Below are 25,985 nucleotides of genomic sequence, written 5' to 3' on the forward strand. Positions count from 1 at the left end.
GGGGGGGGGGGGGGGACACTTTCCCTAAAGACCCCCGATTTTTGTCACTCCGCCGAGCCGCGGATTCTTCGCCATCGTCGCAACCGACTCGCCGCCCTGTCGGCGGCTGCGACGGAGGCCCGCAATGTCGGAGAAGACCGAGAAGACTTGGCCGCGCTTCGTGCGAACGCCCGAGGCCGCGCGCCTTCTTGGTCTCTCCCCACGCACGCTGGAAAAGCATCGCTGTGACGGCACCGGCCCGATCTATCACAAGCTCGGTGGCCGCGTGGTCTATACCATCGCCGACATCGAGGCATGGATCGACGCCTGCGCGCGCCAGTCCACGGCGGAATCTGTTGCCGGCCATGCGGCCGGCGCAGCGCGCTAACCGTCGCCATGTCGGCGCGCCGCCCATACGACGACCAACAACTCGAACTGTTCCGGGCGCGCACCGGCACGATCGCCGCACGAGACGCGCAGGACTTGATGTCCTGGCCGTTCTTCTCGCTCGCCAAAGTCCGTCGCGTGACGCCGATCGACTTCCGCATGGGCGAGGTGTCGATCCGCGTCGAGGCGACCGCCGAACACGGCATGGCTACGATTTGGGACGCCGACGTTCTGATCTGGGCCGCCAGCCAGATCGTCGACGCACGCGACCGCGGCCTGCGCACATCGCGCCTAATGGCAGCGACTCCATATGAGATCCTCACTTTTGTCGGCCGCAGCGATTCCGGTCTGAGCTACGATCGCCTGAAAGCGGCGCTCGACCGGCTGCAATCCACCACCGTCGTCACTTCGATCCGCCAGCCGTCCGAGCGACGGCGGCACCGCTTCTCCTGGATCAACGAATGGAAAGAGCGGCTCGACGCGACCGGGCGGCCGCTCGGCATCGAACTGATCCTGCCGGACTGGTTCTATGCCGGCGTCCTCGACGACGCGCTGATCCTCACGATTGACCGCGCCTATTTCCATCTGACGGGCGGCCTCGAGCGCTGGCTGTATCGCCTCGTGCGCAAGCATGGCGGCCGACAGACGCACGGCTGGAGCTTCGATCTTCCGCACCTGCATCTGAAGTCCGGCAGCTTGTCGCCGCTGCGCCGCTTCCGTTTTGAGCTGCGCGCGATCGTTCAGCGCCAGCCGCTGCCCGGCTACCGCCTGACGCTGATCGACGATCCCGACGGACGACAGCGCCTGACCTTCCGACCAGCGGAATCCGATTGCACCGTTACGCCGCGCCGACGGCGGGGAGGCGTGCGATGAGCCTGTCTCGCGTTGGTGCAAAAGCTGTGGACGCACCCGTACTATTGGGAACGCCGACACCCGTACCATTGGGAACGCGAGTCCCGTACTATTGGGAACGCGCGCACGCCGTAACTCTTTGGCGCGACAAGACGGAATCAGCCCCCTCTAACTTCCCTAACTCAGAGTCCTTCGGACTCTTGCTAACGCGACTGGTTGGTTCGCGGATTTGTGGACATTCGCGCTGCCGCCACTCGCGCAGGGCGGCGCGTGTTCTCCCGACAGCGGGGATCCGCACGAACTGTCCGCAAGGTGGCCTGGTCAGTGACTGGTTTGCCGGATCGGGCGCCGCCGGCGAAGCCTGCCGGCTCGCCGGTCGCCGCTATCTCGGCTGCGAGATCGACGCCGGCATGGCCGAACTTGCGCGGGTGCGCATCGCGTCGGTGCTGCCGTTCGCTGAGGGAGCGCAGCCATGACGGCAGGGCTGCGTGCAATCGGTCAACCGGGCGACCATACGCTGGTCGAACTGACGTGGCGCGAGAAGCGCATCGAGCACCGTATCCGTTTCGGCCGGATCGTCGACGAACACCGTCTCGATCGCCATCGGCGCATCGTCAGCTTCGCGCCGGGCAGCGTCTTTGCCTTCGTTCGCTGGGCCGCCAACGAATACGGCACGATCATCTCGCGCATCGACATCGTTCGATCCGTCGGAGCGGATGAGCCCTATCAGACGCTGCCCTTCGTGCGATCCGGTGGCGAGATTCTGTTGCGCATCTCCGGCTGGCCGAAGGTGCAGCGCGTGCTGACTGCGATCGACGCGATCGAAGCTATCGGCATCGACCCGCCTGACGTTGCGCCGGAACACTGGCGGCATCTCAACAATCGCATCAGCGTCAACGAGCCGTTCCGCGTCTATAGCCTCGTTCAGCACCGCGCCTGGCTGTTGCGGCGCGAGGTGTCGCGATGAGCGCGCGGCGCATGACGCTGCTGGTGATGCTCGCTGGCGCGGCGCTGATCGTCGCGCCGGCCTGGAGCCAGCCCGACATCCGCTTCATCTGGAACGCATCCGCCAGCGTGCCGATCGGGCTGTATCGCATCGTGCCCGGCAATCATGTTGACGTCACCGATCTCGCCGTCGTCATGCCGCCCGCCGAGCTGGCGGCATTCCTCGACGAGCGCCGCTATCTGCCGCGCGGCCTGCCGCTCATCAAGCGCGTGCTGGCGCTCGGTGGCACGACGGTCTGCCGGCGCGGCAGCACTATCATCGCCTATGACGGAATCTACGGGCAGGCGCTCACGCGAGATACGCGCGGCCGGCCGCTGCCCGACTGGCAAGGCTGCCGCACGCTTCATGACGGCGAAGCCTTCTTCATGAACTGGGACAGCCCCGACAGCTTCGACAGCCGTTACTTCGGGCCGCTTCCCCTCAGCACCATCGTCGGTCGCGCCATTCCTGTCTGGACCACCGACGACACCGATCCGGCCGCGGAATCCCTTCGCGCGCCGGTCTCCGACGAGCCGTGATGGCTCGCTTCATAAACCAAGGGAAGGATCATCGCCATGCCCCCGATCGGTACGTTCACGAAGACCAAAACTGGCTTCAGTGGTCGCGTTCGCACGCTCGCACTCGACGTCGAACTGACAATTCGGCCGGCCGAGAAATCCGACGCCGAGAACGCGCCGGATCATCGCATCTTCGCCGCCGATGACCTCGAAGTCGGCGCCGCCTGGAGCCGCAGCGGCGAGAAGGCCGGCGACTATCTGTCGATCAGCATCGACGATCCGACTTTCACCCAGCCGCTGCGCGCGGCGCTCTTTCAGTCCGAGGCTGATGCCAAGGTCTGGAATCTAATGTGGAGCCGGCCGTCGAAGCGCGACGACAAGAGTTGAGGCCCATCCCGACCGATCTTCACCCCCAACGGAGACTGACATGATGGATCAGCAGCTCGTCGCGCGCATCAAACGACGCAGCAAATACTGGGGCCAGACAGCACCGCATCAATGGTTCGATGTGCGTGTCGTCGAGGACGCCGGCTATCGCCTCAGAGGCAACAACAACAACTACCGATTGGACGACGTGATACTCGGCGTGCGTCTCGCCAGTGGCTTCATTGTCGATTTCGCCAACGGCAAGGCGAACCGTCGGCGGAAGCCGGACAGGCACGGTTGAGACAATGTGCGCGTCACTCCGATCCTTGTCTGCCGTCATCCCTCTGATCGATCGGGTCGCGGATCATCCCTCCGACCCGATCGCTCACAGCGCGGCCGTCGCGCGCAGCGCAGGTCAAGGGCGGCCGCATCGCGGCCGGCGCAGCCTTGTCCTTGACCGAAGCGAGCACGATGGCAAGCTGATGGCGCATCGGAACGGCGGCTTCCATGCGCTCCTGTCGTCGATCATGATCATGCTGAGTGCATGTGTTGTGGTCTCCTGTGCGACAGCGGAGTCCCCGTTCACGACTCCTCCGACGCCCTCGAAGACCGCTGCTCCATCGCGCGATCCGTGGGCGGCGCATATGGCCGAGGCGGCGAAGCGCTTCGCTATTCCGGAGCGCTGGATACGCGCGGTCATGGCCGTCGAAAGCACCGGCGACCGGACCGCGCGATCGCCCAAGGGCGCGATGGGCCTGATGCAGGTCATGCCGAAGACATGGAACGAGCTGCGCGCGCGTTACAGCCTCGGCAACGATCCTTGGCAGCCGCGTGCCAACATCATGGCCGGCGCGGCGTACCTGCGCGAGATGCACGATCGCTATGGTGCGATCGCCGCGATGCTCGCTGCCTATAATGCCGGGCCTAAGCGCTATGACGCACACCTTGCGAATGGCCGCGCGCTGCCCGCAGAGACCGTCGATTACGTCGCGAAGATCGCGCCGATGATCGACGGCAAGGTCCCTGTCATGCGTCTGGCCGGCACTGCATCGCACGCGTCATGGTCGCGTGGACCGATCTTCGTCGGGCGATCCAGCGTCCAATCCGAAGACGGTTCCCAGCCGGCCGATCTTCCTTCCGGCCAATCGCGCGCACCTGCGATCGTCGATCTGTCGGCGCTCGTGCCGCCCTCCGATGGCATCTTCGTGCGACGGCCGCGCGCCGATGGAGACCAGCGATGAGCATCGTGTTTCCACGCTGCGCTGCGAACGCAATCGTAGACACGGCGAAGGGCTGGGGGGCAGACCAGGCAACAACCGCGGGAAGGCAAGATAAAAAGCCGCACATCGCGGCTTGGACGGTCGGTTGTTTTGTTTCTGCTTTTTCCGATTTGTTGCACATCGCGGATCATCATCGCGATGTGCGCGTCTTCCATTTCTCGAATGATTTCAGCGAATATCGCACATCGCGGGCTCAGCCATGACACGCGACGATGATTTCCGCGTCCGCCCTGGCCGCATCCGCTCATCGCGAGCGCAGCGCGCCTTGCCCTTCGTCGCCCAGGCGCTCGCCGCCGCGCAGAAGGCTGGGGGCTGCATCTCGCGCTCCGGCAAGATCACGTCGGGTCGTGGGCCGCATTTCGCGCGCGGCCGCGTCGCCAGCATCCGCGCCAATCGTCTCATCACCAGCCGCACGCGCTTCTGCACCGTCAAGGCGCTCGTGGTCCGCAACAGGGGGCAGCGCGGGCCGCTCGCCCGTCACCTCAACTACCTTCGCCGGGATGGCGTCACCCGCGACGGCGAGCGCGCGAAGATGTTCGGTCCGGAGACCGAGGACGCCGACGTGAAGGAGTTCACCGAGCGTTGCAAGGACGACCGCCACCACTTCCGCTTCATCGTGTCCCCCGAGGACGCGACCGACATGGAGGATCTGAAGCGGTTCACGCGCGAGCTGATGACGCAGTCTGAAAAAGACCTCGGTACCAAACTGGAGTGGGTCGCCGTCGATCATTGGAACACCGACAACCCCCACGTCCATGTCATTGTGCGCGGCCGCGCCGATGACGGCCGCGACCTCGTGATCGACCGGGACTACATCAAGAGCGGGATGCGGGATCGCGCACAGGACCTCATCACGCAGGAACTCGGACCCCGCACCGATCTCGACATCAGCCGCGCGCTGGAGCGGCAGGTCGAGGCCGAGCGCTGGACCCAGCTCGACCGGCAGCTTGTCCGCGACGCCAACGAGCAGGGCGTCATCGACGTGGCTCCGTCGCCCGATCGGCAGCCCGACGCATATCTGACCCAGAAGGTCGGGCGGCTTCGCCATCTTGAACATCTCGGCCTTGCCGAGACCATCGGCGCCGGTCAGTGGGTCGTCGCCAAGGAGGCGGAATCCACGCTGCGCGAACTCGGCCAGCGCAACGACATAATCAAGCGCATGCACCGCGCCCTCGACGAGCAGGGCATCGCACGCGGCACGGCCGACTACGTCCTGGCCGGCGGGGCGCATGGCGCGCCGATCATCGGCCGGTTGGTCGAACGCGGCCTCGACAACGAGTTGTACGGGACGGCCTATGCCGTGGTGGATGGCGTCGACGGCCGCACCCACCACATCAAACTTTCGGACATCGAGTCGTCCGGCGACAGCACGCCGGGCTCGATCGTCGAATTGCGCGCCTTCGAGGACGCGAAGGGCAATCGGCGCGTGGCGTTGGCCACGCGCTCCGATCTCTCGATCGAAGCCCAGACCACGGCGAACGGCGCGACCTGGCTCGACCGCCAGCTTGTCGCTCGCGATCCGCCCCATCTCGGCGGCGGCTTCGGCCTGGAGGTGAAGCAGGCGATGGAAGCGCGTGCCGACCGTTTGATTCAAGAAGGTATGGCCCGGCGCGATGGCGAGCGCATCCTGTTCAACCGAAACCTGATCGGCACGCTCAGGCAGCGCGAGCTGGACGCGCTTGGCGACAAGCTCGCGGCCGAGAGCGGCGTGCCGTTCCAGAAAGCCGCCGAGGGCGAATACGTCACCGGCGCCTACCGGCAGCGTTTCGCGCTCGCCTCCGGCCGCTTCGCCATGATCGACGACGGACTTGGTTTCAAGCTCGTGCCTTGGACGCCCTCGATCGAGAAGCATATCGGCCAGCACATCTCCGGCGTGGCCCGTGCGGACGGCGGCATAGATTGGAACTTCGGCAAACAGCGCGGTCTCGGCCTGTGATGCGGTGACATCCATCGCCGGCTCCCGTACAAAGGCCGTCACCAAGGGGAGCCCGCCGGGGCTGAGACGCTGCACGCGCGGGAACCCTTCGAACCTGATCCGGATCATGCTGGCGAAGGGATGGGCGCTTTCCAACCTGTCTTCCGCCGGCCTCAACGCGAGGCCGTCCGATGTCCGAACGCTTCACCGAGACCCTTCGTCGCGCAAGCGAACGGACCTGGTCGCAGGCCGTACAGCATCGCTTCGTCAGTGAGCTGTCCGCGGGAACGATCCCGGATCGCGTAATGGCAGGGTATCTGATTCAGGATCATCGGTTCCTCGACAGCTTCCTGACCTACTCGGCGCAGCGATCGCCACGGCCGACAGCTTCGAAGCGCGGCTTCGCTTCGGCCGCTTCGTCGGCATGGTCTCGGGCGAGGAGAACACCTACTTCCTGCGCGCCTTCGATGCACTCGGCGTCACCGAGAAGGAACGAGGTGAGACGCCGGACACCGAGCCGACCAAGGGGTTCAAGGCGATCATGCGGGAGGCCGCGGCGACCCGCTCCTATGCCGCCGCGCTCGCGGTGCTCAATGTCGCCGAATGGCTCTATCTCGACTGGGCCATGAAAGCCCCGAAGCCGCTACCATCGAACTTCGTCCATGCCGAGTGGATCACGCTCCACGACAATCCCGACTTCCGCGACTTCGTCGCCTTCCTGCGCGCGGAGCTGGATCGTGTCGGACCGGCGGACGAGAAGGTGAGCCGCGACTTCTTCCTGCGGGAGGTCGCGTTGGAGCGGGTCTTCTTCGACGCCGCTTACAAGAACGAGGGTTGACCGATGGACATCTTCGATCGGCTGAAGGCCGCGGCCGTTGCCGACTGGCAGAGCTATGTCGACCATGACTTTGTGCGGCAGATGGGGCGGGCACGCTGCCGCAAGTGGCGTTCCGAACCTACCTCGTGCAGGACTATCTATTTCTGATCCAGTTCGCTCGCGCCTATGCCCTCGCGACCTACAAGAGCCGCACGCTCGTCGACATGAAGGCGGCGCAGGCGGGGCTGGTGGCCATCCTCGACGAAATGGACCTGCATGTGCGGCTATGCGGCCGATGGGGACTGTCACCGGAGGACATCGAGGCCGCGCCAGAGCATCAGGCGACCGTCGCCTACACCCGTTTCGTGCTGGACTGTGGCGCGGCCGGCGATCTGCTCGACTTGCATGTCGCGCTCGCTCCTTGCGTCATCGGCTATGCCGAGATCGGCCGCAATCTGGCGCCGGATGGAATCGATGCGCTCGGCAACCATCCCCATCGCGAATGGATCGCCGAATATGCGGGCGATGCCTATCAGGGCGTTGCGGCCAAGGCGCGACGCCATCTCGATGATCTGGCAGCGCGCGCGATGACCGAGCGGCGCTTCGATGAACTCGCTGCGACATTCGGCAAGGCGTCGCGACTCGAAGCCGATTTCTGGCAGATGGGACTGGATGCTGAGCGCTGATCGTTACCTCGGACGTTGAGAGTTTGTCTCCGCACGCCGCAATTATTTTTTCGATCACCTACGCTGTTCTACGATAACTGACACAGACGCAGTTGAAACCTCCGCATTCCTTGCTCTTCTTCATAGCATTGCAACGCGCAGGGAGGTTTACTCGCTTTGTCCGCCAGCCGCGTCGTGTGGGGACAGATTGTCGTCGTGTTCGCGATCGTGCTGCTCGCGGTCTGGATCGCGACGCAGTGGGTTGCGTGGCGTCTCGGCTTTCAGCCGCAGCTCGGCTCGCCGTGGTTCGCGCTTGCCGGCGTGCCGGTCTATCCGCCGCCGGCCTTTTTCTGGTGGTGGTTCCTCTTCGATGCCTACGCGCCTCATATCTTTCTGGAAGGCGCCGGCATCGCCGCCTCGGGTGGCCTCGTTGCGATCGCCGCCGCCATCCTCATGTCGATCTACCGGGCGCGCGAGGCCAAGGACGTGCGCACATTCGGCTCGGCTCGCTGGGCGGCGCCGGATGAGATCGAGGCCGCGGGCCTGCTTGGCGAAGATGGAGTCGTTCTCGGCCGCTTCGACCGGACCTATCTGCGACACGACGGCGCCGAGCATGTCCTGTGCTTCGCGCCGACACGATCCGGCAAAGGTGTCGGTCTCGTGGTGCCGACGCTGCTGACCTGGCCCGGCGCGTCGATTGTTCACGATATAAAGGGAGAAAATTGGGAGCTGACCGCAGGCTTTCGCGCACGCTTCGGCCGCGTGCTGTTGTTCGATCCCACCAATGCGAACTCGGCCGCCTGCAATCCGCTACTCGAGGTGCGCAAAGGAGAGTGGGAGGTGCGCGACGTTCAGAATGTTGCCGACGTGCTGGTCGATCCCGAAGGGTCGCTGGAGAAGCGCAATCATTGGGAGAAGACATCCCATTCGCTTCTGGTCGGCGCGATCCTTCACGTCCTTTATGCTGAAAAGGACAAGACGCTCGCCGGTGTGGCGGCCTTTCTGTCGGACCCGCGCCGACCGATCGAGTCAACGTTGTCCGCCATGATGACGACGCCACATCTCGGCGAGAACGGACCGCACCCTGTCATCGCCAGCGCGGCCCGCGAGCTGCTAAACAAGTCCGATAATGAAAGGTCGGGTGTGCTCTCAACCGCCATGTCGTTTCTGGGCTTGTATCGCGATCCCGTCGTCGCGGCCGTCACGGCGCGCTGCGATTGGCGGATTGCCGACCTTGCCTCGGGCGAGAAGCCGACGACGCTCTACCTCGTGGTGCCGCCTTCCGACATCAGCAGGACGAAGCCGCTCGTGCGTCTCGTGCTCAACCAGATCGGCCGTCGGCTGACCGAGGATCTGCACGCGAAGGATCGGCGGCACCGATTGTTGCTAATGCTCGACGAGTTTCCAGCCTTAGGGAGATTGGATTTCTTTGAGTCCGCCTTGGCCTTCATGGCCGGTTATCAGATCAAGGCGTTTCTCATCTCCCAGTCATTGAATCAGATTGAGAAAGCCTACGGCCAGAACAACTCGATTCTCGACAATTGCCATGTCAGGGTCAGCTTCGCCACCAACGACGAGAGGACGGCGAAAAGAGTCAGCGACGCGCTCGGCACCGCGACCGAGATGCGCGCGATGCAGAACTATGCCGGCCATCGTCTCGCGCCCTGGCTCGGCCATCTGATGATCTCGCGTTCCGAGACTGCGCGACCGCTGCTCACCGCGGGCGAGGTGATGCAACTCCCGCCCGACGACGAAATTGTCATGGTCGCGGGCGTCCCGCCCGTCCGCGCCAAGAAGGCGCGCTATTTCGAGGATGCTCGCTTCAAGGAACGGCTTCTGCCCGTCCCACAGAACCCCAAGGCCGGTCTCGTACCGAAGCCCGATGACTGGTCAGCCCTGAAACCTGTCGCGGCGCCGGCCGGCAAGATCGCCACCGTACCGCGAACTGCGGCCGCAATGAAGGGCACTGCCAAACCGGACGACGACGATCCGGCCAACGCTGGTCTTCGACGCGAACCGGGTCTTGAGCGTCATAAGGATATCGCGCCCGAGCCGGCGAGGCCCGCCGCGAACGAGTTCGATCCCGATGCCGAGGGGCCGGAGCGTGAGGTTGTCACGAACCGCGCGCTGGCTCGGGACATGCGGCTGACGGCGCGGCGGATCGCGTTGGACCCCGGCGATGGCATGGAGCTGTAAGTCATGCCGCAAAAATCCGACAAAGCCGCGCGAGCCGATAGAAAGAAGCGGCTCTCGATCTATCTCGACCCAGACCTCTCGCATCGCTTAGCGGACCACGCTGGGCGTCGCGAGCAGTCGCGCTCCATGATCGCCGAGGCCGCCATCGCCTTGTTCCTGTCACCGGATGCGGAGGAGCGTAAGGAGGCGGCCTTGGCTAAACGTCTTGATCGGATCGATCGCAACATTCAGCGTCTGGAGCGCGACATCGGCATCGCCAACGAAGCGCTCGCCATTTTCATCCGGGCCTGGCTCACCTCGACCGCGTCTTTGCCGGAGGCTACGCAGGCATCGGCGCGCGCCAAGAGTGGCGAGCGGTATGACAAGTTTCTAGAGGCGCTCGGCCGACGTTTAGCGAAGGGACCACTGCTCCGCCAAGAGGTCCCCGACGATGTGAGTTAGCCTTTTCAAAGCCTAAACCGGGGGACGTCGGCCTATTCGAGCGTTCGACGTCTGGCGTGTACCTGACGCAAGTGGACGAAGCGCTCGTCAGCGAGGCGCGCCGTATCTTGGTTGCACGCGCAGGAACCAGAGCGCCGCGCAAGCTGCGATGATCAGCATCCCGGCGATTCAAAATAACGAGAAGCCGTTGAGCTAAGGCCGAAAGCCGCGCACTCGATCATATTAGACGGAGGTCAACATTGGAAGAATGTTTATCTGGACTCATCCAAATGAACGACGTTCGTGGCAAGTTGATAGCCGCCATTGCGGACAGTCTTGAATATGTGAGTTGCACCGCCGTCCGAAAGTTTGCGTCGCAGACGACCAACAAGCACATCGATCGACCGATCCAGTACGTCTCCTTCGCGCCCGCGCGTCAGATCGAGCAATTGATCTCGTGAGAGCACGCGACCGGGGCGATCAAGAAAGGTTAAGAGCAGATCAAATTCTGCGCCGGTGAGTTCGATCTCGGTACCTTCCGGATCTATCACCGAGCGCGCAAACGGATCGGCTGTGAAGCCTTCGAAAAGATAGCGTCCCGTTCCGCTTGGAGCGGAGCGGTGATCTTGGCCACGACGAAGGACGGCGCGAATGCGCGCGACGAGTTCGCGAGGATTGAATGGCTTTCCGAGGTAGTCGTCAGCCCCGATCTCCAGACCGATGATCCGGTCTATATCCTCCTTCAGCGCGGTGAGGAGAATGATCGGGATATTCGATCGTTTGGACCGTAGATCGCGACAAAGATCGAGTCCGGATCCATCAGGCAACATGACATCAAGAACAATGAGATCGATCTGGTTGGTAGCAATGCGTTCGCTTACCTCCGCACGCTTGGAGGCAAGCTGCACACGAAATCCCTGCTCCTTAATGTATCGAGCCAGAAGCTTTCGAATTTCAAGATCGTCATCGACAACGAGAATTTGCGGTATGTGCATGGTGCGACGAACTTCCGGCAATAGCCTTCAAGCGGGTTTAGCCACGTCGGAGCAGGTTGGAGTGAATATTTGTAACGAAGGCTGTCCCCAACCTGTCTGGACATGTTTTGACACAAATAGCGACCGAACAGCAACGTTCAGTCATGGGCGACCAGATTCCGAGCCACGTGACCCGTCTATCAATGGCGCAAGTTATCACACAGGGGATCCTGAATGCGCTCCGTGGTCAGTTCAAGTCAGTCCGAGTCCCACAAGATGTTTCCCTCATACCAACAACGCCGGGGCAAATATCACGCATCACGCTTGATCCATCTCGGGTGGCGCCATCGTTCTTTCAGTGCTTACGAGCAGTTAACGAGGGTAGCTGTCTTGACGTCGCTTGCTGCGATGCGGGTGGTGCCTGTTGCGGGCGGAAGTGTCGCAACAGCGATGGTTCAAGTTCTTTTCGCCCTGAGGCCGCTAAGACCACCTTTGAAATGCGGGGCGTGCTCCCAGATCGGACCCATTCCGCTGTTGAGATACCGCTTATGGTGCGCAGGAATCGAGGCAGGTTGGAGGCAACCGGCGCGAGGGCGGCATTATTCGATATTTCTCGCCATGTTGACAATCGTTGCCTTACTGCCGGGTTGCGCGACAGCGCCACTCGTACAGGGCGCCAGCCTATCGTCGTACGACGGACTGAAACCGTCAGACGGTAAGATCACGAGGTCGCGCCTGCACGTGAGCAAGGAGCAGGTGGCGGCTGCCAAGACCATTAACATCGCTTCGACAGCCTTTCCGTCTGCCGCGGCACCGACATTGTCGAACGAACAGCGGGCATTGGTCGCGAATGCTGTGAACCGCGCTCTTTGTATCAGCCTCAGCGATCGATTTAAGGTTGTCGAGCCGAGCGTTCCAGCGGATTTGACCGTCCACGCTGCCATTACTCGGGCAACAGAGACCAATGAGGTCGCGGCGGGCATCTCAGTGGTGGCGTCAATCGGCACCAAGTTTGTTGATGCCGGCGTTCCCATTCCTACACCCCGCATTCCAATTGGTTTGGGAGAACTCTCTATTGAGGCTGAGGCTCTTGACCGCGCCAATCGGCAGCAGGCGGCTATGGTCTGGGGCAGGGGCGCTCAAGCATTTTTTAGCTCAGCCCGAGTGTCAAAAGCGGGTGACGCTTACGAATTGGCAGGGGCATTCGGCGACGATTTCGCAACACTGCTCAATAAGGGCGTAAGCCCTTTCGACGGTACGGGAATCGATCTTCCTACTTGGCAAAAGGTCAATTCGAATTTGGGTCTCGCTCCGAAGTACGCGGCGTGTGACGCCTATGGCCGCTCTCCGGGCGTTGCAGGTCTGGTCGGCGGTAAGCTCGGATTTCCGCCTGAATGGACCGATGACGGGCCAAACGGGACTACAAGGCCGTAAAAAACAAGCAGTGCAATGGTCGAACCACTGTCGCGCGGCGCTGTCGCCTGAGCGCGCATTCCAAGCGCGCGCTGAGGCGAGTGAGCAACCCGAACCAGGTGATGAACTTCAATGGACCTCGCTGATCAACCCAGCGGATCGCGATCACTAGGAAAGGAAATACTCTTACTGGCTTGCTCGGGTCTGCGTTCAACGTGTGTGGCAGTTATATGTCTGCGGACAAGAATGTTTCGTATTGCGGCGTTACTGGTGTTTGCAGTCTCCGCTGCCGGATGCGCAACCATGATTCCCCGTGACGTTGTGCCGGAGCGTCTTGCAGACGAGGCTGAACTTGCCGGTATGCCGAATATCCGTGTCTGGGGAGACACCTCTGGCTCATCTCTCGCTGCGTTTCCCAGCATGAAAAGAACCCAGATCGGTGCCTTCGGCGAAGTACGGAGACGGCCGGGGCAGCAATCGCCCGAGGTTAATGTTCTCGCCATCTCGGGCGGAGGAGACGATGGCGCATTTGGGGCTGGTCTCCTGGTCGGCTGGGGTGACGCCGGGACCAGACCCGATTTCGACCTTGTCACCGGCGTCAGCGCGGGTGCGCTCATTGCGCCTTTCGTCTACCTGGGACAAAGCAGAGACGCAGAGCTAAGGGAGATATTCACCAAATACACCCGCAACGATATTTATGATCCGGGCATTGTACCTCTGCTGATCGGGTCCGGTCTGGTTGACAGTTCTCCGCTCGAAAATCTGATCGCGAATTATGTCGACGACCGTTTCCTCCGCGACATCGCCAGCGAGCGCAGAAAGGGACGGGTGTTGCTGATCGGCACGACGAACCTGGACGCGCAGCGGCCCATGCTTTGGGACATGGGACGCATCGCCATGAGTGGTCATCCGCAGGCTCTCAGTCTTTTCCGCAAAGTTCTATTGGCCTCTGCGTCGATACCTGGAGTCTTTCCTCCGGTGCGCATCAAGATTCAGGCCGGAGGCCGCATCTTCGAAGAGCTGCATGTGGACGGAGGAGTAACTCAGCAGGTCTTCGTGCCGTCTCTGTCAACGGTCGCCAGCGACCTCGACCCCTCGACGAGGCGATTGGCGAAGCGTTTGTTCATCATCCGAAACGGGAAAATCAGCCCGGAATGGGAAGCCACCGGGGCGGGAGTCTTCTCGATTTCCCGACGTTCGGTCTCTACCCTCATCAAGAACCAAGGCATCGGAGACCTTTATCGGATTTATGCCAAGGCACAGTCCGACGGCACCGACTTCAATCTCGCTGCCATCCCGTCCAAGTTCAGCGTGAGGTGGGCGGAGTCATTTGAACACTCCTACATGCAGGCACTCTACGACGAGGGCTATCGCTCCGGCCTTCAAGGCTACCGTTGGATGAAAGCCCCGCCGGGTTTAGCGAAGAAGCCCAAGCTTCCCGTAGCCCCGCTTCCGGAAACCCAGGGTTTGGCAATGTCGTCGCCGGACTGAAGGCTAGGAAGGAAGTCATCCGCGCAAATACTTGAAACTGTACTGATCTGCAATCTAAACGGATTCCGATCATGGGGTATGTTCAATCGGCAACTTCACGATCTGGTGCAAACCGTGCAAGGGACCATTTTCTATCGTGATATTGCCTCCGGCGCGCTGCACAATTTCATGTGCGATCGTCATGCCCAGTCCTGCACCATCGAATTGCTTGCTACGTGCTCGACTGACGCGAAAGAATGGCTCGAAAACTCGTTCAAGCATATCCGGTGGAATTCCCGGACCATCGTCATCTATGATGACGATCGCCTCCGAAGGCGTGCTCTCGACGACGACGCGCGCCCGCTTCCCGTAGGTAGCGGCGTTAATGAGCAGATTTCGAAATGCGCGATTGAGACCGGTTCGGTTTGCCCGCACGATCGCAGTTGTGGAGCAAGTGAGCGTGACGTCGTATGAAAGTGTCCGCAACTCGCCCACGAGTTCCGAAATCAGAGTGTCGAGCCTGAGAGATTCGGATACGGGCTTTCCGGACTCTTCCTGCACGAGGAGAATCGCACTATCCGCAATTTGCGCGAGTTCGTCGATGTCTTTGAGCCACATCGCGCGATCCTCGTCGTCTTCGACGAACTCTGCCCGCAGACGCATGCGCGTGATCGGTGTGCGCAAGTCATGTCCGGCAGCAGCAACAAGTCGCATGCGACTTTCTACTGCCACTTTGAGGCGGGAGGAGAGAGAGTTGAGCGCCTTGGCGGCGACGCGTACCTCCGCTGGACCTGTCATGGCAAGCTCGGGGAGCATGGCGTCCGGCCCGACCGACTCGATGGCACGCTCAAGCAGAACGAGAGGCTTGACCATGCGGTTCGCAAAGAAAAGAGCAACCGCCATCGCGCCAAATGCGATGAACGCGAGCCATATCAGAAGTAGATTGAACACGCCGCCGGCCGGAGGCAAGTCGGTGATCTGCGTGATGATCCAGCCCTGATCTACGGGAATAGACAACAGAGGCAGGTCGTTCTTCCGAGACACCACGATGTTGCGCGGTGCTCCTCGGGCTTTCAGCGCGTCGCGCAACCAGGCGGTGAGGTCGGCCTCGGTTTCGCCGCCGGCTGACTTTTCCTGAATTGTAATCAACGTTGGCGCGACGCGCGCTACCCGCTCCAGCAACTGGACCTGTTCGGCCATAGGGCCGATCGCTTGCCGTTCGTCCGGTGGCTTGAACAGGTAGATGAGCACGCCCGTCGAGACGCTGACTACCGAAACGATCACCACGGCAATGAGAATGGCGAGTTTTGCTCGCAACGTGTTCACGATAGAAAGTCCTGGAATTCGACTTTCACGACGAACTGATAGCCGCCGTTGCGAACCGTCTTCAATAAAGGTGTGATTCCAGAAGTATCCAGCTTACGCCTCAGGCGACTGACGAGGACGTCGATCGATCGATCGAATACGTCGCCATCGCGGCCACGCGTGAGATCCAGAAGCTGGTCCCGCGAAAGAACGCGTCCCGGCCGATCCAAGAATACCTGCAGCAGATCGAACTCGGCGCCGGTCAATTCGATAGGGGCTCCTTGGGCGTCGACCACGCTGCGCAATTGTGGGTCTGCGATGAACCCTTCGAACCGATACTTCTTTGAGCTCTCGGCTGGAGACGCTATCTCCGAGCGACGTCGCAATACGGCGCGAATCCGCGCCACCAATTCCCGCGGGTTGAACGGCTTGCCGAGATAGTCGTCAGCCCCCATCTCGAGCCCGACGATACGGTCGACGTCCTCCTTTAGAGCGGTCAGAAGAATGATCGGAATCTGGTTTCGTTTCGCTCTCAAGTCTCGGCATGCGTCGAGGCCCGACCCATCCGGCAGCATCACGTCCAAGACGACCAAATCGATCTGATTGCTCGCGATGCGTTCACGGAGTTCGCTGCAGCTCGACGCCAACAGGACACGAAATGCCTGCCCTTCGACATAGCGGGCGAGCAGCTTCCGGATTTCCGGGTCGTCATCGACCACCAGGATCTGTGGCGTTTGTTCACTCATGGGCCTTCGGTCGTAGATCGTTCGGAAGGTACGTTCTACATTGAAGTAAGGTCGAAAAAAGCCGCGATTCGTAACAATCTGCTGTTGTCGACCGATCCAGCAACATTTCGACATAAAGCGGCTGGCGCCGAGACAATCCGACACGAATTGTTCTACGCGAGCAAACCTCGCGCTCTATCCAGATATCCGTGCGCCGTTCACCGAAGCAGAAAACGAGACGCCGGCTGTCCACAGAGCGCAGAGGAAAGTGCAGGATGATTGTCACTACCGAACACGGGCGCATGTGGATCGCAACCATCGCGGTCCTCCTATTCCTCCATTCCGCTGCCCACGGGCAGGACACCTCGGCGGCAATGACGGTCATCGCTGCGTCGGTGAAGGAATCTGAGGTCACCAGGAGCATTACCGCCACGGGAAACGTCGTCGCCTGGCGTGAGATTCCGGTCAGCCCAGAGGTCGGCGGTTTGGCCGTGACCGAGGTCGCGGTCGACGAGGGTGACCTCGTCGCGAAAGGGCAGGTACTGGCGCGCCTCAATCAGGATCTCACGACTGCGGCCATATCGAAGCAAAAGGCGGCCATAGACGAACTTCAGGCGAGTCTTGCAATCGCCAGGTCGGACGCTGCGCGGGCACATTCCGTCTCGTCCGGAGTGATCAGCGCGCAGATGATCGAGCAGCGCGAGACGCTCGTCAAGACGACGGAAGCCAAGCTGCAGGCCGCACAGGCGCAGCTCGACGAAGCTGAAGCGCGGGATCGGCAAACGGTCATTGTCGCTCCAGCCGCAGGCACGATCACATCTCGGTCTGTAGCGATAGGCCAGGTGGTCCAGGCTGGCGTCGAGATGTTCCGCCTCATTCAGGATAACCGCATCGAGGTCGATGCTCGCGTAATCGAGTCGGATCTGCTTGGCCCCGCCTCCGGGCAATCCGCAACGATTTTTGGTCCTACCGGCAAGTCCGAGCGGGGAACCGTCCGAATCGTTTCGCCAATCGTCGACCCCAAGACTCGCTTGGGCACGGTCCGCATTGCGCTGCCCGGCGGTACGCACCTGAAGCCCGGCATGTTCGCGCGCGTGGAGATCGTGGTTGAGAGCAAGCTAGCGCTGACGGTTCCGCTCAAGGCGTTGGTCTGGCGTGAAGCGAAGGCCCACGTCTTCAAGGTCGGCCGTGACAATCTGGTATCGCTCACAGAGGTGGCGATCAGCGGAGGGGCAACCGACAACGTCGAAGTCCTGCGAGGGCTGGATGTAGGAGATCGCATCGTAACCCAAGGCGCTGGTCTTCTGAACGACGGCGACATCGTGAACGTCAAAACCGCGTCCGTGAACGGCGGTACTCTGCGATGAACAAGATTTCCAGTTGGGCGATCCGCAATCCGGTTGCGACCACAATCGTGTTCCTGTTGTTGACGCTGTCGGGCCTGGTCGCGTTCTCGAAGCTTCGGCTCAATAACATGCCCGATATGGACATCCCCACGGTGACCGTCAGCGTCGCCTGGGCGGGAGCCGCGCCGACGGAAATCGAAACTCAGATTACGCGCTTTATCGAAGACAGCGTCGCAGGATTGGGTACCGTCAATCGCACTCGTTCGATCCTGAACGAGGGGCTTTCCGTGACCATGGTCGAATTCGTGCTCGGGACGGATATCGATCGTGCAACGAATGACGTTCGCGATGCCGTCATGTCCATTCGTTCGAAACTACCGCAAGGGGCCCTCGACCCCGTGATCCGGCGCGTCGAGGCGACTGGGCAGCCCATCCTCACATTCATCGTCGACGCGCCGACGATGGCTCCCGACGATCTGAGTTGGTTCATCGACAATGATATCGCCAAGGCCGTGCTCGCGGTGCCAGGCGTATCCAGAATTTCGAGATCCGGCGGCGTCGACGCCGAGATTACGATTAAGCTCGACCCCGACCGACTGATAGCGCTCGGCCTCACAGCCGTCGAGGTTTCCGATCAGATCAGAAACCAGAACATCACCCAACCAGGTGGCCGGGTGACCGTGGGCGGAGTCGAACAAGCGATACGCACGGTCGGGAACGTCACGGATGTCGCTCGCCTGAAGCACATGCGCATCGCCTTTAGCGATGGACGCAGCCTCAAGCTCTCGGAGTTGGGAACTGTCGAGCGGTCGTGGACGGAGCCGCGCCAGAGGGCCCGGCTCAACAATCTGGAAGTAGTCGGCTTCAGTGTCTACCGGGCAGTCGGTACCGGCGAGTTTGCTGTAACTCGCGACGTTCGGAAACGAATAGCGGAATTTGCAGCAGCCCGTCCAGGAGTGCGCGTTCTCGAAGTAACCTCGTCGACCGACGCGGTCGTGGAGGGATATGACGCGGCCATCGAGGCGCTTTTGCTGGGTGCGCTGCTGGCCGTTCTAGTGGTTTGGGTATTTCTGCGGGATATCCGCGCGACATTGATCTCCAGCGCGGCACTCCCGCTGTCGCTCATCCCGACATTCGGAGTGATGTATGCGCTGAATGAATCTCTGAACAACATCACTTTGCTAGCGATCTCTCTTGTCATCGGAATCCTCGTCGATGACGCTATCGTGGAAATCGAGAACATCGTTCGACACATCCGGCAGTCCGGAAAAAGTGTCTACGATGCCGCGGTCGATGCGGCTGACGAAATTGGCTTGGCTGTTGTTGCGACGACATTCGCGATCATCGTGGTTTTCGCCCCTGTCGGACTGATGCCTGGCATTCCGGGTCAGTTCTTCAAGGCCTTCTCGATTGCCGTCTGCAGTTCGGTATTCTTTTCCCTGGTCGTTGCGCGTCTACTTACGCCTTTGATGGCGGCATTCCTTCTAAAGCCAACTGGCAAGGAGCACCGAGAGCCGGCATGGGTGCGGCAATACATTAGAATGTTGGACTGGACCCTGCGCCATCGATGGGTCACGATCTCGGCGGGCGTGGTGTTCTTCGTGGCCTCACTTTCGCTCGTTCCATCTCTTCCCACGGACTTCATGCCCGCAGCGGATCGAGGCCGCACGATTCTCACCGTCGAACTCGCGCCGGGGGCGACGTTGCAGGAAACAGACCTTGCGACACAAAAGGTCGTGTTCCTTCTAAGGGCGCGGCCTGAAGTGGCGTCCGTCTACTCGGCAATCGGAACGGAGACATCGACGCTATCGGGACCTGGTGATCTGTCGACATCGGCCGGCGAGGTGAGAAGGGCGACGGTTACGGTCAACCTGGTTCCGAGGGACGAGAGAGCTGTTTTGCAGCAGGCGTTCGAGTCTTCGATCGGAAGACAGCTATCGACGATTCCCGGCCTACGGATACGTCTCGGGGAGGATGGATCATCCGGCGCGAAGATTCAGCTCTCGCTGTTGAGCGACGACCCCGTGGCGCTTGCCGACTCGGCCCGGCAATTGGCACAGGAGATGCGCGGGACGCCGGGGTTCCATCGCGCGAGAGTAACAAGTAGCTTTGCTAGGCCCGAACTGCGAATTGTACCCAAAAGGGATAAGGCGGCGATCCTCGGGGTTTCCACAACGATGATCGCGAAAACCGTAAACATCGCCACCGTGGGCGACATCGACCAGAACCTTTCCAAGTTCAGCCTGGACGCCAGACAGATATCGATTCGCATTTTACTAAATGAGGATGCGCGTACCAATTTTTCTCGCCTCTCAATGCTTCAGGTTCCAGCATTCGAGAAACCAGTGCCGCTATCTTCGGTAGCTGACATCACATTCGGTTCAGGTCCTGTCCAGATCGAACGGACGGATCGCACCCGAAGTGAGACCGTTGAAGCGGAGTTGAGCGGGATCACCGTTGGGGATGCTGAACGTCTGGTAGCGCGCTTGCCGTCGGTCAGGCATCTGCCGACAGGGGTGGTCTACAAACCGGCAGGTGACTCCGAGCGCATGCAGGAGCTGTTCGACGGCTTCAAACTTGCGATTGGTTCGGCCATCGTTCTGCTTTTCCTCGTTCTTGCCCTCCTGTTTAACGGATTCATTCAACCGGTCACCATCCTGACTGCGCTTCCTCTATCCGTTGGGGGGGCACTTGGTTTGCTACTCATAACAGGAACGTCGATTTCACTGCCAGTATTGATCGGAATCCTGATGCTGATGGGAGTTGCAGCCAAGAACTCAATCCTTCTGGTCGAATATGCGATTGTCGCTCAGCGCAATAGCGGTCTGGGTCGCGTACAGGCACTTTTGGATGCTGCTCGCAAACGCGCTCGGCCGATCGTGATGACGACCATTGCCATGAGTGCCGGCATGCTGCCGATTGCGTTGGGCATGGGTGCCGATGCCGAAAGGCGCGCACCCATGGCAATTGCGGTTATCGGAGGGCTAATCAGTTCGACGATTCTCAGCCTGATTTACGTCCCCGCCTTTTTCACGGTCATGGACGATCTGCAATGCTGGATCAAAAAATACTTTCGAGGAGAAAAAATGCAAAGCGCATGATGCTCGGAGTCTAATGTCGGCATCGTCACGGCGATGAGATCCAATTCTGGCGGAGGAGGGCGGCGCATCGCTGCGACCGTTGGAGCGATAAGATGACGGGCCGGGCCGGTTGCTGAAGATCTGCAATTAAGCCTTCAGTTGGGAACTATGGTGGGAAGGAAAAGAGATTGGACTTGCGTCACTTGCGCTACATCGTTGCCAGTCCGCGCAACGGAAGCTTCAGCGCGGCCGCGCACGAGTTCAATGTCAAGCAGCCGATCGTCAGCAAGCGCATCAAGGAAGTATTTTTTCGACGCCCTACGATGAGCTACGGCGCACCACGAAGGTTCAAATAAATCCTGTTGCCCGTACACCATTCCTGCCTTTCTTGATTGTCCCCGTCGCCATCCGATCGTCTTGCGGATGGTTGGAATGGGGGCGGGATGTCGGCGCATCATCACAACAACGAAGGACTGTCGCGCGGCGCGCGGATGCTGCGCACGGCGCTTGGCCCGGCCATCGCGCGGTATCTTGAGGACGCGGCGATCGTCGAGGTGATGTTGAACCCCGACGGTCGGCTGTGGGTTGACCGGCTGCGCGAAGGACTCGTCGCCACCGACGATGTGCTGATCCCGGCAGACGGCGAGCGCATCGTGCGCCTGGTGGCGCATCATGTGGGCGCGGAGGTGCATCCCGGCAGCCCGCGCGTTTCGGCCGAACTGCCTGAGACCGGCGAGCGCTTTGAAGGGCTCTTGCCTCCGGTCGTGACGGCGCCGACCTTTGCGATCCGCAAGCCCGCGGTCGCGGTGTTCACGCTCGCCGACTACGTCACGGCCGGAATCATGACGGCGGCGCAGGCCGACGTGCTCAGGCTCGCGGTCGAGCGGCGCAAGAACATCCTCGTTGCCGGCGGTACCTCGACCGGCAAGACGACGTTGACGAACGCCTTGCTGGCCGAAGTGGCGAAGACCTCGGACCGCGTCGTGCTGATCGAGGACACGCGCGAGCTGCAATGCGCGGCGCCGAACCTTGTCGCACTTCGGACGAAGGACGGCGTCGCCTCACTCTCCGATCTCGTGAAGTCGTCGCTGCGCCTGCGCCCCGACCGCATTCCGGTCGGTGAGGTGCGCGGCAGCGAAGCCCTCGACCTCCTCAAAGCGTGGGGGACCGGACACCCCGGGGGCATTGGCACCATTCACGCCAACACGGCGCTCGGCGCGCTGCGCCGGCTGGAGCAGCTCGTGCAGGAGGCCGTGGTCACGGTCCCACGCGCCCTGATCGCCGAGACCATCGACATCGTCGCCGTGCTCTCCGGCCGCGGCGCCGAACGGCGCCTCGCCGAGATCGCCCATGTCGACGGGCTCGATCCGGCCAGCGGCGACTACCGCACGCTCAACGCGCTGCTTCCACCTCCACCCCTCTCGAAAGGAGACTCCGAATGATCCGACTTGCCTTGTCTCGTGTACGTCGCCGCCTTGGCGAGGCGACGGCGCTTGCCACGATCACGCTGCTGATGGCGGCGCCGGCCCATGCCTCCGGCTCCTCCATGCCGTGGGAAGAACCGCTTCAGAAGATCCTCGAAAGCATCGAGGGGCCGGTGGCCAAGATCGTGGCGGTGATCATCATCATCGCCACCGGCCTGGCGCTCGCCTTCGGCGACACCTCCGGCGGCTTCCGCAAGCTGGTCCAGATCGTGTTTGGCCTGTCGATCGCCTTCGCCGCCAGCTCCTTCTTTCTCAGCTTTTTCAGCTTTGGCGGCGGAGCGCTGGTCTGATGGAGGAAGACGTCCGCGGCTTCTTCGCGCCGGTGCATCGCGCCCTGACCGAACCCATCCTGCTCGGCGGTGCGCCACGCACGGTCGCCATCGCCAACGCGACGCTTGCCGGCGCGGTCGGCCTTGGTCTCCGGCTCTGGATCGCCGGTCTCGTGATCTGGGCGATCGGGCATTTCGCTGCCGTCTGGGCCGCGAAGCGCGACGCGCAGTTCGTCGACGTCGGCCGCCGACACCTGCGCTATCCCGCGCACATGGACGTGTGAGGTGCGCCGATGCTGAACCTCGCCGAGTACCGGAAGAAGAATGCGCAACTCGCGGACTTCCTGCCCTGGGCCGCATTAGTCGCCCCGGGCGTCGTGTTGAACAAGGACGGCAGCTTTCAGAGAACAGCGCGCTTCCGCGGCCCGGACCTCGACAGCGCCACGCCGGCCGAACTGGTCGGCACGACCGCACGGCTCAACAACGCCTTGCGCCGGCTCGGCTCCGGCTGGGCAATCTTCGTCGAGGCACAGCGCCATCCGGCCACCGACTATCCCGAAAGCCTGTTTCCGGACTCCGCGTCAGCCCTTCTCGACATCGAGCGGCGCGAGCAGTTCGAAGAGTCGGGCGTCCTGTTCGAGTCGAGCTACTTCCTTACTTTCGTCTGGCTGCCGCCGGCCGAAGAAGCCTCGCGCATGGAAGCCTGGCTCTACGAGGGCCGCGAGCGCGGCGGCGTCGATCCGTGGGAGTTGCTGAAAGGTTTCGTCGACCGCACCGACCGCGTCCTCAATCTCGTTGAAGGCTTCGTGCCGGAAGCGGACTGGCTCGATGATCCGGAGACGCTGACCTATCTCCATTCGACCATCTCGACCAAGCGCCATCGCGTGCGCGTCCCCGAGACGCCGATGCACCTCGACGCGCTCTTAGTCGATCAGCCGCTCGCCGGCGGGCTGGAGCCGCGGCTTGGCGATTTCCATGTCCGCACGCTCACCGTCATCGGATTCCCGACCACGACATTCCCCGGAATCCTCGACGACCTCAACCGGCTCGCCTTCGTCTATCGCTGGTCGACGCGCGCGATCATGCTCGACAAGACCGATGCGACGCGGCTGGTCACGAAAATTCGCCGTCAGTGGTTCGCCAAACGCAAGAGCATCGCCGCCATCCTCAAAGAAGTGATGACGAATGAGCAGTCGGTGCTGCTGGACACCGACGCGGCCAACAAGGCGGCCGATGCCGACGCCGCGTTGCAGGACCTCGGCTCCGATCAAGTCGGCGAAGTCTATGTCACCGCCACCGTCACGGTGTGGAGCGCCGACCGTACCATCGCCGACGAGAGGCTGCGGCTGGTCGAGAAGGTCATCCAATCCCGCGACTTCACCTGCATCGTGGAAGGCGTCAACGCCATCGAAGCCTGGCTTGGCTCTATCCCCGGTCAGACCTACGCCAATGTCCGTCAGCCGCCGATCTCGACGCTCAACCTCGCGCACATGATGCCACTGTCGGCGGTCTGGGCCGGACCGGCGCGGGACGAGCATCTCGGCGCACCGCCATTATTCTACGCGAAGACCGAGGGGGCGACGCCGTTCCGCTTCGCGCTCCATGTCGGTGATGTCGGCCATACCATGATCGTCGGGCCGACGGGGGCGGGCAAGTCCGTGCTGCTCGCGTTGATGGCGCTTCAGTTCCGCCGCTATCGCAACTCGCAGGTTTTCGTTTTCGATTTCGGCGGCAGCATTCGGGCCGCAACGCTGGCGATGGGGGGCGACTGGCAGGACCTCGGCGGCTCGCTCACTGAGGATGCACAATCCACCTCCGTTTCGCTCCAGCCGCTCTCTCTGATCCACCATGTTCCCGAACGGGCTTGGGCCGCCGACTGGCTGGTCGACATTCTCCTGCGAGAGGGCGTCACCATCACGCCCGACGTCAAGGAATACATCTGGGCTGCGCTGACCTCGCTCGCCTCGGCGCCGGTCGAGGAACGCACCATCACCGGCCTGACCGTGCTGTTGCAGTCCTCGGCCTTGAAGCAGGCGCTGCGGCCCTATTGCATCGGCGGCGCGCATGGCCGGCTGCTCGATGCCGAGCAGGAGCAGCTTGGCACGGCGAACGTCCAAGCGTTCGAGACCGAAGGGCTTGTCGGCACCAGGGCGGCGCCAGCCGTCCTCTCGTACCTGTTCCACCGCATCGGAGCCCGCTTCGACGGGCGGCCGAGCCTGCTTGTCATCGACGAGGGCTGGCGCGCGCTCGATGACGGGGGCTTCGCCGACAAGATCAAGGAATGGCTGAAAACGCTGCGCAAGAAGAACGTCAGTGTCGTCTTCTCCTCGCAGTCGCTTGCCGACATCGAAGCCTCGCCGATCGCGCCGGTCCTGGTCGAGAGCTGCCCGACGCGCATCTTCCTCGCCAATGAACGCGCGATCGAGCCGCAGATTACCGCCGTCTATGAGCGCTTCGGGCTCAACGCGCGCCAGATCGAGATCATCGCGCGGGCGACCCCGAAGCGCGACTACTACTGCCAATCGCGACGAGGCAACCGGCTGTTCGAGCTTGGCCTTGGCTCCGTCGCGCTGGCGCTCTGCGCATCGTCGGATAAGGCAGCGCACGCGCTGATCGACGAGCTGCTGCGCGACGGCGCGCGGCCGTATTTCCTCGAAGCCTGGCTCTACGCCAACGACCTCGCCTGGGCCGCCGACCTTGTGCCGAACCTCGCCAACGTCATCGATGCGTCCGTCGCAGCGGACCGGCCGGTTTCCACCGATCCATCAGAACAGGAGACTCCGTCATGATCCTATCCGTATCCAGCTTGCGCTATCGTCGCTCGATCGCCGCGGGTGCGCTCGCGCTTGCCGTGGCGCTTTCGCCCGGCGGCGCAGCCGCATTCGACATCGTGTACGACCCGAGCAACTACGCTCAAAACGTCCTGACCGCCGCGCGCGCCCTGCAGCAGATCAACAACCAGATCACCTCGCTCGCCAATCAGGCGCAGATGCTCATCAATCAGGCGAAGCAACTCACCAAGCTGCCGACCTCGGTTCTCTCGCAAGTCGAAGGTAACTTCGCCGAGATGAAACGGCTGATGGGCGAGGCCGAGAAACTGGCCTACAACGTCAGCAATATCGAGTCACAGTTCTCATCGACCTTTCAGAACTTCGCGGTCGGCAAGACTGACGCGCAGCTCAACGCTTCGGCGCGCGAGCGCTGGCAGCAATCACTCTCGGCTTACGAGCATTCACTGAAGGCCGGCGCTGTCGCCGTGCAGAACCTCGACGGTACGCGCACGCAGACCAGCACCTTGGTCGACTCCAGCCAATCCGCGGTCGGCGTGCTTCAGGCGACCCAGGCCGGCAATCAGCTTCTCGGCGTCCAGACGCGGCAGCTTGCCGATCTCACCGCGATGCTGGCGGCGCAGGGTAGGGCCGACGCCCTCGAAAAATCACAAAAGGCCGCGGCACAAGAGCAGTCGCGCGAGCAGTTCAGCCGCTTCCTGGCGGGAAGCAGCTACAGCCCCACCACTGTTCGCATGTTCCACGACTGAG

At 62.0% G+C, this 25,985-nt stretch carries 25 protein-coding genes, 2 pseudogenes and 1 riboswitch; of the genes and pseudogenes, 24 read left to right on the forward strand and 3 right to left on the reverse strand.

Annotated features, from left to right (window positions below):
- Positions 1-124 precede the first annotated feature (124 nt).
- From IP86_RS00800 to IP86_RS00855, 14 genes and pseudogenes are all read left to right on the forward strand, one after another.
- Positions 125-367, forward strand: coding sequence for a helix-turn-helix transcriptional regulator (locus tag IP86_RS00800; RefSeq protein ID WP_054160670.1), 243 nt, complete (start codon positions 125-127; stop codon positions 365-367).
- Between the two features lie 8 nt (positions 368-375).
- The gene (locus IP86_RS00805; protein WP_054160671.1) at positions 376-1,239 is read left to right on the forward strand and encodes a replication initiator protein A; all 864 of its coding nucleotides are present in this window, start codon (positions 376-378) and stop codon (positions 1,237-1,239) included.
- Positions 1,236-1,694, forward strand: coding sequence for a DNA methyltransferase (locus IP86_RS29545; RefSeq protein ID WP_283804765.1), 459 nt, complete (start codon positions 1,236-1,238; stop codon positions 1,692-1,694). The genes IP86_RS00805 and IP86_RS29545 overlap by 4 nt, the downstream gene beginning before the upstream one ends.
- The gene (locus tag IP86_RS00810) at positions 1,691-2,185 is read left to right on the forward strand and encodes a DUF2840 domain-containing protein (protein ID WP_054160672.1); all 495 of its coding nucleotides are present in this window, start codon (positions 1,691-1,693) and stop codon (positions 2,183-2,185) included. Before IP86_RS29545 ends, IP86_RS00810 begins: the two co-directional genes overlap by 4 nt.
- On the forward strand, positions 2,182-2,742 hold the full coding sequence (locus IP86_RS00815) for a S26 family signal peptidase (protein ID WP_054160673.1): 561 nt from the start codon (positions 2,182-2,184) through the stop codon (positions 2,740-2,742). Before IP86_RS00810 ends, IP86_RS00815 begins: the two co-directional genes overlap by 4 nt.
- A gap of 36 nt (positions 2,743-2,778) precedes the next feature.
- Positions 2,779-3,108 (forward strand): DUF736 domain-containing protein, encoded by a 330-nt coding sequence (locus IP86_RS00820; RefSeq protein ID WP_054160674.1) that lies wholly within the window; start codon positions 2,779-2,781, stop codon positions 3,106-3,108.
- A gap of 40 nt (positions 3,109-3,148) precedes the next feature.
- On the forward strand, positions 3,149-3,388 hold the full coding sequence (locus IP86_RS00825) for a hypothetical protein (protein ID WP_054160675.1): 240 nt from the start codon (positions 3,149-3,151) through the stop codon (positions 3,386-3,388).
- Positions 3,389-3,569: 181 nt separating this feature from the next.
- Positions 3,570-4,328, forward strand: coding sequence for a lytic transglycosylase domain-containing protein (locus IP86_RS00830; protein ID WP_054160676.1), 759 nt, complete (start codon positions 3,570-3,572; stop codon positions 4,326-4,328).
- Positions 4,325-4,570: a hypothetical protein gene (locus tag IP86_RS28390; RefSeq protein WP_156332343.1), complete on the forward strand. Its 246-nt coding sequence runs from the start codon at positions 4,325-4,327 to the stop codon at positions 4,568-4,570. The genes IP86_RS00830 and IP86_RS28390 overlap by 4 nt, the downstream gene beginning before the upstream one ends.
- Positions 4,567-6,303: a relaxase/mobilization nuclease domain-containing protein gene (locus IP86_RS00835; RefSeq protein WP_054160677.1), complete on the forward strand. Its 1,737-nt coding sequence runs from the start codon at positions 4,567-4,569 to the stop codon at positions 6,301-6,303. The genes IP86_RS28390 and IP86_RS00835 overlap by 4 nt, the downstream gene beginning before the upstream one ends.
- A gap of 34 nt (positions 6,304-6,337) precedes the next feature.
- Positions 6,338-6,441, forward strand: a riboswitch (TPP riboswitch).
- A 32-nt stretch (positions 6,442-6,473) separates the two neighbouring features.
- A pseudogene (locus IP86_RS00840) lies at positions 6,474-7,120 on the forward strand (TenA family protein).
- A 3-nt stretch (positions 7,121-7,123) separates the two neighbouring features.
- Positions 7,124-7,785, forward strand: a pseudogene (locus IP86_RS00845) (TenA family protein).
- Positions 7,786-7,941: 156 nt separating this feature from the next.
- Complete coding sequence (locus IP86_RS00850; RefSeq protein WP_054160678.1) at positions 7,942-9,960, forward strand: conjugal transfer protein TraG; 2,019 nt, start codon at positions 7,942-7,944, stop codon at positions 9,958-9,960.
- 3 nt (positions 9,961-9,963) lie between these two features.
- Positions 9,964-10,401 carry a ribbon-helix-helix protein, CopG family gene (locus tag IP86_RS00855; RefSeq protein WP_054160679.1) on the forward strand — a complete coding sequence of 146 codons (438 nt, stop codon included), beginning with the start codon at positions 9,964-9,966 and terminating at the stop codon, positions 10,399-10,401.
- Positions 10,402-10,652: 251 nt separating this feature from the next.
- Here the strand turns inward: IP86_RS00855 and IP86_RS27815 are convergent, their stop codons facing one another.
- Entirely contained in the window at positions 10,653-11,375 is a 723-nt protein-coding gene (locus IP86_RS27815) for a response regulator (protein WP_082363700.1), read from the reverse strand.
- A gap of 597 nt (positions 11,376-11,972) precedes the next feature.
- On the opposite strand from IP86_RS27815, the gene IP86_RS27820 reads away from it, so the two are divergent.
- Both IP86_RS27820 and IP86_RS00860 read left to right on the forward strand, forming a co-directional pair.
- Positions 11,973-12,788, forward strand: coding sequence for a DUF3313 domain-containing protein (locus IP86_RS27820; protein WP_245290494.1), 816 nt, complete (start codon positions 11,973-11,975; stop codon positions 12,786-12,788).
- Between the two features lie 225 nt (positions 12,789-13,013).
- Positions 13,014-14,258 carry a patatin-like phospholipase family protein gene (locus IP86_RS00860; protein WP_054160680.1) on the forward strand — a complete coding sequence of 415 codons (1,245 nt, stop codon included), beginning with the start codon at positions 13,014-13,016 and terminating at the stop codon, positions 14,256-14,258.
- Positions 14,259-14,327: 69 nt separating this feature from the next.
- Here the strand turns inward: IP86_RS00860 and IP86_RS00865 are convergent, their stop codons facing one another.
- A complete protein-coding gene (locus IP86_RS00865; RefSeq protein WP_245290495.1) occupies positions 14,328-15,563 on the reverse strand; it encodes a sensor histidine kinase in 1,236 nt (411 codons plus the stop codon).
- Positions 15,560-16,288: a response regulator gene (locus IP86_RS00870; protein ID WP_054160681.1), complete on the reverse strand. Its 729-nt coding sequence runs from the start codon at positions 16,286-16,288 to the stop codon at positions 15,560-15,562. The genes IP86_RS00865 and IP86_RS00870 overlap by 4 nt, the downstream gene beginning before the upstream one ends.
- Positions 16,289-16,542: 254 nt before the next feature.
- Here IP86_RS00870 and IP86_RS00875 point away from each other — a divergent pair, with 254 nt between their 5' ends.
- From IP86_RS00875 to trbJ, 8 genes are all read left to right on the forward strand, one after another.
- On the forward strand, positions 16,543-17,634 hold the full coding sequence (locus IP86_RS00875; protein ID WP_054160682.1) for an efflux RND transporter periplasmic adaptor subunit: 1,092 nt from the start codon (positions 16,543-16,545) through the stop codon (positions 17,632-17,634).
- Positions 17,631-20,714, forward strand: a complete 3,084-nt coding sequence (locus IP86_RS00880; protein WP_054160683.1) for an efflux RND transporter permease subunit — start codon at positions 17,631-17,633, stop codon at positions 20,712-20,714. Before IP86_RS00875 ends, IP86_RS00880 begins: the two co-directional genes overlap by 4 nt.
- Before the next feature lie 167 nt (positions 20,715-20,881).
- Positions 20,882-21,049, forward strand: coding sequence for a LysR family transcriptional regulator (locus IP86_RS27825; protein WP_245290496.1), 168 nt, complete (start codon positions 20,882-20,884; stop codon positions 21,047-21,049).
- 87 nt (positions 21,050-21,136) lie between these two features.
- Positions 21,137-22,135 (forward strand): P-type conjugative transfer ATPase TrbB, encoded by a 999-nt coding sequence (trbB, locus tag IP86_RS00885; RefSeq protein WP_054160684.1) that lies wholly within the window; start codon positions 21,137-21,139, stop codon positions 22,133-22,135.
- Positions 22,132-22,467, forward strand: a complete 336-nt coding sequence (locus tag IP86_RS00890) for a TrbC/VirB2 family type IV secretion system protein (protein WP_054160685.1) — start codon at positions 22,132-22,134, stop codon at positions 22,465-22,467. The genes trbB and IP86_RS00890 overlap by 4 nt, the downstream gene beginning before the upstream one ends.
- Entirely contained in the window at positions 22,467-22,730 is a 264-nt protein-coding gene (locus IP86_RS00895; RefSeq protein WP_054160686.1) for a VirB3 family type IV secretion system protein, read from the forward strand. The genes IP86_RS00890 and IP86_RS00895 overlap by 1 nt, the downstream gene beginning before the upstream one ends.
- Positions 22,731-22,739: 9 nt before the next feature.
- Positions 22,740-25,235, forward strand: a complete 2,496-nt coding sequence (gene trbE / locus IP86_RS00900; RefSeq protein ID WP_054160687.1) for a conjugal transfer protein TrbE — start codon at positions 22,740-22,742, stop codon at positions 25,233-25,235.
- The gene (trbJ, locus tag IP86_RS00905; protein ID WP_054160688.1) at positions 25,232-25,984 is read left to right on the forward strand and encodes a P-type conjugative transfer protein TrbJ; all 753 of its coding nucleotides are present in this window, start codon (positions 25,232-25,234) and stop codon (positions 25,982-25,984) included. The genes trbE and trbJ overlap by 4 nt, the downstream gene beginning before the upstream one ends.
- Position 25,985: the final 1 nt, after the last annotated feature.

This window comes from Rhodopseudomonas sp. AAP120 (assembly GCF_001295845.1).
Lineage (GTDB): Bacteria > Pseudomonadota > Alphaproteobacteria > Rhizobiales > Xanthobacteraceae > Rhodopseudomonas.

Bases quoted from the DNA above. Each gene is read 5' to 3' on its own strand.
- IP86_RS00860 (WP_054160680.1), top strand. From the start codon at position 13,014: ATGTTTCGTATTGCGGCGTTACTGGTGTTTGCAGTCTCCGCTGCCGGA.
- IP86_RS00855 (WP_054160679.1), top strand. From the start codon at position 9,964: ATGCCGCAAAAATCCGACAAAGCCGCGCGAGCCGATAGAAAGAAGCGG.
- IP86_RS29545 (WP_283804765.1), top strand. From the start codon at position 1,236: ATGAGCCTGTCTCGCGTTGGTGCAAAAGCTGTGGACGCACCCGTACTA.
- IP86_RS00895 (WP_054160686.1), top strand. From the start codon at position 22,467: ATGGAGGAAGACGTCCGCGGCTTCTTCGCGCCGGTGCATCGCGCCCTG.
- IP86_RS00800 (WP_054160670.1), top strand. From the start codon at position 125: ATGTCGGAGAAGACCGAGAAGACTTGGCCGCGCTTCGTGCGAACGCCC.
- IP86_RS00870 (WP_054160681.1), bottom strand. From the start codon at position 16,288: ATGAGTGAACAAACGCCACAGATCCTGGTGGTCGATGACGACCCGGAA.
- IP86_RS00880 (WP_054160683.1), top strand. From the start codon at position 17,631: ATGAACAAGATTTCCAGTTGGGCGATCCGCAATCCGGTTGCGACCACA.
- IP86_RS00875 (WP_054160682.1), top strand. From the start codon at position 16,543: ATGATTGTCACTACCGAACACGGGCGCATGTGGATCGCAACCATCGCG.
- IP86_RS00825 (WP_054160675.1), top strand. From the start codon at position 3,149: ATGATGGATCAGCAGCTCGTCGCGCGCATCAAACGACGCAGCAAATAC.
- IP86_RS00820 (WP_054160674.1), top strand. From the start codon at position 2,779: ATGCCCCCGATCGGTACGTTCACGAAGACCAAAACTGGCTTCAGTGGT.
- IP86_RS00830 (WP_054160676.1), top strand. From the start codon at position 3,570: ATGGCGCATCGGAACGGCGGCTTCCATGCGCTCCTGTCGTCGATCATG.
- IP86_RS00815 (WP_054160673.1), top strand. From the start codon at position 2,182: ATGAGCGCGCGGCGCATGACGCTGCTGGTGATGCTCGCTGGCGCGGCG.
- IP86_RS27815 (WP_082363700.1), bottom strand. From the start codon at position 11,375: ATGCACATACCGCAAATTCTCGTTGTCGATGACGATCTTGAAATTCGA.
- trbB (WP_054160684.1), top strand. From the start codon at position 21,137: ATGTCGGCGCATCATCACAACAACGAAGGACTGTCGCGCGGCGCGCGG.
- IP86_RS27820 (WP_245290494.1), top strand. From the start codon at position 11,973: ATGTTGACAATCGTTGCCTTACTGCCGGGTTGCGCGACAGCGCCACTC.
- IP86_RS28390 (WP_156332343.1), top strand. From the start codon at position 4,325: ATGAGCATCGTGTTTCCACGCTGCGCTGCGAACGCAATCGTAGACACG.
- IP86_RS00890 (WP_054160685.1), top strand. From the start codon at position 22,132: ATGATCCGACTTGCCTTGTCTCGTGTACGTCGCCGCCTTGGCGAGGCG.
- IP86_RS00835 (WP_054160677.1), top strand. From the start codon at position 4,567: ATGACACGCGACGATGATTTCCGCGTCCGCCCTGGCCGCATCCGCTCA.
- trbJ (WP_054160688.1), top strand. From the start codon at position 25,232: ATGATCCTATCCGTATCCAGCTTGCGCTATCGTCGCTCGATCGCCGCG.
- IP86_RS00810 (WP_054160672.1), top strand. From the start codon at position 1,691: ATGACGGCAGGGCTGCGTGCAATCGGTCAACCGGGCGACCATACGCTG.
- trbE (WP_054160687.1), top strand. From the start codon at position 22,740: ATGCTGAACCTCGCCGAGTACCGGAAGAAGAATGCGCAACTCGCGGAC.
- IP86_RS00805 (WP_054160671.1), top strand. From the start codon at position 376: ATGTCGGCGCGCCGCCCATACGACGACCAACAACTCGAACTGTTCCGG.